This window comes from Bradyrhizobium sp. (assembly GCF_016462955.1).
In the GTDB taxonomy this organism is placed as follows: Bacteria; Pseudomonadota; Alphaproteobacteria; order Rhizobiales; family Xanthobacteraceae; genus Bradyrhizobium.
The window spans coordinates 1-3,863 of record NZ_JAEMSD010000584.1 but is presented as its reverse complement, the minus strand read 5'-3'; the positions used below and the strand labels follow the sequence as shown (position 1 = coordinate 3,863).

At 66.2% G+C, this 3,863-nt stretch carries 4 protein-coding genes; 3 read left to right on the top strand and 1 reads right to left on the bottom strand.

What is annotated here, in order from left to right:
- The 3 genes from JHD07_RS34935 to galE all read left to right on the top strand — a co-directional run.
- The coding region (locus JHD07_RS34935; protein ID WP_291630464.1) for a division plane positioning ATPase MipZ at positions 1 to 616 on the top strand (616 nt) is incomplete at its 5' end.
- Positions 609 to 1,412 (top strand): WecB/TagA/CpsF family glycosyltransferase, encoded by an 804-nt coding sequence (locus JHD07_RS34930; RefSeq protein WP_291630462.1) that lies wholly within the window; start codon positions 609 to 611, stop codon positions 1,410 to 1,412. The genes JHD07_RS34935 and JHD07_RS34930, both read left to right, overlap by 8 nt.
- Positions 1,413 to 1,431: 19 nt before the next feature.
- On the top strand, positions 1,432 to 2,424 hold the full coding sequence (gene galE / locus JHD07_RS34925) for a UDP-glucose 4-epimerase GalE (RefSeq protein WP_291630460.1): 993 nt from the start codon (positions 1,432 to 1,434) through the stop codon (positions 2,422 to 2,424).
- Between the two features lie 105 nt (positions 2,425 to 2,529).
- Here galE and JHD07_RS34920 read toward each other — a convergent pair.
- Positions 2,530 to 3,863, bottom strand: a 1,334-nt coding sequence (locus JHD07_RS34920; RefSeq protein ID WP_291630458.1) for an EAL domain-containing protein, incomplete at its 5' end; no start/stop codon positions are given.

Here is a 3,863-nt window from a genome sequence, read left to right as displayed (position 1 = left end):
GCTCAACGCCTGGCGCGACATGCGCAGCGCGGTGACGCGGCGCGCCGGCGGCAAGGCGATGCCAGTCATCGCGCTCGTCGGTGCCGGCACGAGCACGGGGCGCAGCGTGACCGCGCTGAATTTCGCGCTGGCGGCCGCGCGCGACGGCGCCCGCGTGCTGATGATCGATGCCGACCATCAGGCCCGCTCGCTCTCCAACAAGGTCATTCGCCGCGGCAAGAGCGAACCGAGCGGACGCGGCTGGCTCTCGATCGGTAGCAAGGAGGCGCGCGAGGTCAAGACGGTCAACGGCATTTCGGTGCTGCCGGCCGCCGAGGGCGACGCCGGCAAGGCCGCCGATGCGATCCGCAAGGCGATTGCGCAGGCCCGTTCCGCCGCCGGCTATGATCTCGTGGTCCTCGACGGCCCTGCGCTGCCGCTCCCGGCCGGCGGCCGCAAGCTGCTCGACGACATCGACTCGCTGGTGGCCGTGCTGCCGACCAGCCTCGACGTCAACGACAGCCTCGAAGAGATCCTGACCGCGCTCGGTCCCGCCGAGCGAAAGCTCGTCGGCGTCGTGCTCGACGAGCTTACCCCCGTAATGCAAACGCGCCAGCGAGACAGACAATATGCTTGAGCGCCGCGTCAACCTCGATGGACGGGCGGCAACTGCCGACGTGCCGAGAACCACCGTCGGCGGGCTTCGCATGGCCGCGCTCGACCTGGAAGCCACCGCCGATTTCATGATCGAGGCGACCGATCCCGACAATCGCATCGGCCGTCCGCTGTTCCTGACGTCGGCCAATGGCGAGGTGCTGGCGCGCTGCTCGACCGAGCCGCAGACCGAGCGCCTGTTCCGCGCAGCCGACCTGATCAACGCCGACGGCCAGCCACTGGTCGCGGTCTCGAAGCTGCAATCCTGGTTCCCGCTGCCGGAGCGCGTTGCGACCACGGACCTGTTCCACATCGTCGCGCGCAAGGCCGAAGCAGCGGGCCGCACGTTCTACATGTTCGGAGCCAGCGAGGCCGAGAACGCCGCCGCTGTCGAGAACGTCCAGAAGCTGTATCCCCGCCTCAGGATCGTCGGGAGCAGCCACGGCTATCTGCGCGGCGAGGCGCTGCGGGCCAAGGTCGAGGAGATCAACGCCCTCGCACCGGATTATCTATGGATCGCGCTTGGCGTGCCCAACGAGCAGGCCTTCGTCAAGGAATTCACGCCGCATCTGACCAATGTTGGCGTTATCAAGACATCCGGTGGCCTGTTCAACTTCCTGTCAGGGAGCCGCTCCCGCGCGCCGCAATGGATGCAGAGAATCGGGCTCGAATGGGCCTGGCGCACCTTGCTCGAGCCACGCCGTTTGTTCTGGCGCTATTTGACCACCAACCCCCGCGCACTCTATCTTCTCATCAGCCGCAACCGCACCCTCCGCTAAGAGAAGAGCTGCAGACGACATGACCGACCGACCGACCGTCCTCGTCACCGGGGGCGCGGGCTATATTGGCTCGCATGCCTGCCGCGCATTGACCGCTGCCGGCTATCAGCCCGTCGTTTATGACAATCTCTCGACAGGCCATCGCAGCTTCGTCGCCGGGCCGCTGGTGACCGGCGACCTGCTCGACGGCGTGACGCTGGCGCGTGCCTTCGCCGATCACAACATCAAGGCGGTGATGCATTTCGCGGCGGCGAGCCTCGTCGGCGAGTCCATGGCCGACCCGCAGAAATATTACATCAACAACGTGCAAGGCACGCTGTCGCTGTTCCAAGCCATGCGCAACGCCGGCTGCAACCACATCGTGTTCTCATCGACCGGCGCCGTCTACGGCAACGCCGATTCCAAAGCGCTGCCGGAAGACTTTCCCTGCACGCCGATCAACCCGTACGGCGCCTCGAAGCTGATGATCGAGCGCATGCTGGCCGACTACCGCAAGGCCTATGGCTTCGGTGCATTCTGCCTGCGCTATTTCAACGCCAGCGGCGCCGATCCGGGCGGCGGCATCGGCGAGCTGCGCGACAACGAGACCCATCTCATTCCGCGCGCCATGATGGCGCTTCAGGGACATGTCGAGTTCGCCGTGTTCGGCGACGACTACGACACGCCCGACGGGACCGCGATCCGCGACTACATCCACGTCACCGACCTCGCGGCGGCACATGTTGCGGCACTGAAGCTCCTGGAACAAGGCCATGCCGGCGGCAGCTTCAACCTCGGCACCGGCTCCGGCTTTTCGGTGCGCGAGATCCTCGACGCGATCAGGCAGGAGACCGGGCGCGAGGTGCCGCACACCGTCAAGCCGCGTCGCGCGGGCGATCCCACTTATCTGGTCGCGGATCCCTCCGCCGCGAAACAGGTGCTGAACTTCTTGCCGCGCCACTCCGACCTGCCGACAATCATCCGTACGGCCTGGGCCTGGCACCAGACGGCGCATCCGTTCAGGGCGCGCTGAAGCATGATCCGGAGAAGTGCGAAGCGGTTTTCCGGAACAATCATGCGTCATCAACACCCTGAAGCGCGATGACGATTCATCCAAATCTCATCGCGCTCTGGAGCGTCAGACGACAGCGCGCTTCAGCCCCGGGGCTACGGCTTCGTCGGCCGGTTCCGGCTGGAGCGGCGGCGCCACCGTCAACACCGTCGGCCGCAGCAGCTCGGCCATCTCCCGCGCCGGCAACGGCTTGGAGATGAGGAAGCCCTGCATCTCGTCGCAGCCATGGGTGCGCAGGAACGCCTCCTGCTCGGCGTTCTCGACGCCTTCGGCGACGACGGTCATGCCCAGTGCCTTGCCCATGCTGATGATCGCCTGCGCGATCGCCTGATCCTCCGAATCCTGCGGCAGGTCGCGCACGAAGGAGCGATCGATCTTGATGGTGTCGATCGGGAAGTGCTTCATCAGCGACATCGACGAATAGCCGGTGCCGAAATCGTCGATGGCGAGACGGATGCCGCGGCTCTGGATGGAGTCGAGCACCTTGAGCGCGCGGCCGACATTGCGCATCATCATGCTCTCGGTGACCTCGAGCTGGAGCAGCACCGGCGACATGCCCGAGGCCGCCAGCGCCTCATCGACGTCCCGCAACAGATGCTCGTCGGCGAACTGCCGGGGCGACAAATTGACCGCCATCGACAGCGGCAGCAGGCCGCGGCGCTGCCAGGCCATGGCCTGTGCGCAGGCCTCGTTTAGCACCCAGCGGCCGATCGGCACGATCAGCCCGGTTTCCTCCGCGAGCGGAATGAACTGTGCGGGCGAGACGCTGCCGAGCTCCGGATGGGCCCAGCGCAGCAGCGCTTCGACGCCCGTGATCTGGCCGCTCTCCATGTCGATCTTGGGCTGGTAGTTGAGCGAGAACTGCTCGCGCTCCAGCGCGCGGCGCAGCGCGCTCTCGAGCGACAGCCGCTCGATCGATTGCGTCTTCACCTCGTTGGAGAAGAAGCGGCAGCCGTTCTTGCCGTCTTCCTTGGCGAGGTACATCGCCATGTCGGCGTTCTTGGTCAGCGTCTGCGCGTCGGAGCCGTTGGCCGGGTACATCGCGATGCCGATCGAGGCCGTGGTGTGGCACTCGTGGCCGGCAAGCTGCATCGGCTCGGCAAGGGCCGAGAGCAGCGCGGTCGCGATGCGCTGAACGTCCTCGATCTCGCCGCACCGGTCGAGGATCACCACGAACTCGTCGCCGCCGAGACGCGCCACCACGTCGCTGGTCCGCAACGCGCTGCGCAAGCGCTTGGCCACTTCGAGCAGGAGGAGGTCGCCGGCCTCGTGACCCAGCGAATCGTTGATGACCTTGAAGCGGTCGAGATCGATGAACAGCACGGCAAAACGCTGATCGCGGCGCTGCGCCGCGTCGCGCTTGAGGTCTCGGTAGATTGGGGCCGCACCGATAATGTTAC

What these genes read in the sequence shown, in the direction of transcription:
- JHD07_RS34930 (WP_291630462.1), top strand. Translation starts at nt 609, where the DNA reads ATGCTTGAGCGCCGCGTCAACCTCGATGGACGGGCGGCAACTGCCGAC.
- galE (WP_291630460.1), top strand. Translation starts at nt 1,432, where the DNA reads ATGACCGACCGACCGACCGTCCTCGTCACCGGGGGCGCGGGCTATATT.